The organism is Streptomyces sp. ActVer (assembly GCF_027270795.1).
GTDB classification, from domain to species: Bacteria; Actinomycetota; Actinomycetes; order Streptomycetales; family Streptomycetaceae; genus Streptomyces; species Streptomyces umbrinus_A.
On the sequence record NZ_JAPWHT010000822.1, the window covers coordinates 1 to 2,002 of the forward strand.

A 2,002-nucleotide genomic window follows, 5' to 3' on the forward strand; every position below is an offset into this window, starting at 1 on the left:
GCGATCAGCGGCACCTGCCGCGCGGCCGCGGCGAGCTCCGCGCGCGGTGCCAGGGAGACGGGGCGCACGGGGACGGAACGGCCCGAGATTCACCGACAGCCATGGCCGTCCGGCCCGCCGCTCGGCGGCGGCGAAGGAGTCGAGGAAGGCGTTCGCGGCCGCGTAGACGCCGAGCGCTCCGGCCAGCCCGGGCAGCACCGAGGACACGGAGGAGAACGCGACACACGCTCCCGGACGCTGCCCGTGCCGGTGCAGCGCCTCCGACAGCAGCATCGTGCCGAGCGTCTTCGCCTGAAGCGCATCCACCGCTTCCTGTACGTCAGTTGAGCGCAGGCTCCCGGGGCGCACCACTCCGGCCGCGTGGAAGACGCCGTCCAGCGGGGGCAGTTGGGCGACCAGCTTGTCGACGTCGTCCTGTGTCGCGAGATCGGCCGGGTGGTAGCGGGCATCGGCGCCGAGCGCCGCGAGTTCTTCCACCAGACCCTCGGGCGGCTGCGGAGAGCGGCCCGTGAGGATGACGATCGGCCGACCACGACCGGCCAGGTCCCGGGCCAGGGCGGAACCGATGCCCCCGCAGCCGCCCGTGATCAGGAAGGTGCCGTCGGCGGGCAGCCGCTCCCCGCCGTGGGGAATCTCGGCCGACTGCGGGACGACGGTCCGTACCAGCCGCCGCCCGTCCCGCCAGGCGACCACTCCGGCCGCCTGGGGCGCCGCCGCCTCGGCGAGAACGGCCCGCAGCCTATGCCCGGCGTCGTCGAGGGACGCGAGGTCGACCCAGTTCGCCACCACTCCCGGGAACTCCTCGGGCACGGCCAGAGCGAGGGCGCCCAGCACGGCCTGTGCCGGGTCCGGACGCTCGGAACCGTGTCCCGTGACGTGCACGTCCTCGGTCACGACCACCAGACGACGAGCCCCGGTCCGGCCGAACAGCGCCAGCGCCTCCCGGAACCCCGTGACCCACCGCCGCTGCATCCGCTCGAACTCGGCAGCCGTGCCGTGCTCGGCCGGCCCGGCCGGCAGGATCACCGTCTGCGCCACAGCGACTCCGGGGTCCGTGGTCACTTCCACGCCCCGCGCCGCGAGCTGTTCCGCGAGCTCGCGCACCGCCGTCGTGTCCACGCCCGTCACCAGTACGGGTCCGGCGGGAGCGCCGTCGGCCAGGGGCGCCGACTGCCACGAGACGCGGTGCAGGAGCCCGTGCGCCGCGGTGTCGGGCCAGTACCGGCGCCGCTGATAGGGGTAGGGCGGCAGCGGCACGCGCCGACGGCCAGCGTCGAGCGCCGTACGGTCCAGCGTCACGCCCCGCGCCCACAGGCGCCCCACCGCCGTCAGCAACTCCCGTGCCCCGCCCGGGGTACCGCCCTTGGCGGCCCCGGCCCGGTCCGCCTCCCCGGGCGCGGACACGACGAGCACCCGACCATCAGGGCCGGCGCCGGTGTTGTCGGCCGGACGATGGGCCTCGGCAGTCGCAGGGTCCGCGCCGGTGGCCCGGCGACGGGCCGCCGCCGCACGGATCGGGCCCGAGAGGTTCTCGTCCGGCCCGAGTTCGACGAACGTGTCGTAACCCTCGTCCAGCAGCCGTGCCACGGCCCGGCCGAACAGCACCGGCCGCAGGGCGTGTTCGCGCAGGTGGTCCGCGTCCATGCGCGGCTGCCACTCGGCGGTGAGCGTGCTCATCAAGGGCAGGTCGGCAGCCGTGGCGTCCAGGACGTGTGCCGCGTCGGCCAGGGCCTGCGCGACCGGCTCCATCAACGGTGAGTGAAAAGCGTGCGGCACCCGCAGCGGGCGCACCGCCGCTCCCAGCCCGGCGAGCTTCTCCGCCGCCCGCTCGACCACGTCCGGGCCACCGGAGATCACCAGCCGGCCGGGACCGTTGTACGCGGCCACCGCGAGCTCGCCGGGCGATGCGGCCACCAGGGCCGCCACGTCCTGCTCGTCGGCTCCCCGTACGGCCAGCATCGCGCCCGGCGCGGTCGACGTGCCCATGAGGCGCCCGCGTTCC

General features: G+C 75.6%; 1 protein-coding gene. It reads right to left on the reverse strand.

Translation table 11 applies throughout. From position 1 onward, the window contains the following. Positions 1-1,986: SDR family NAD(P)-dependent oxidoreductase (locus tag O3Q52_RS52460; RefSeq protein ID WP_269655448.1), on the reverse strand; the 1,986-nt coding region annotated here is incomplete at its 3' end. Between the last annotated feature and the right edge of the window lie 16 nt (positions 1,987-2,002).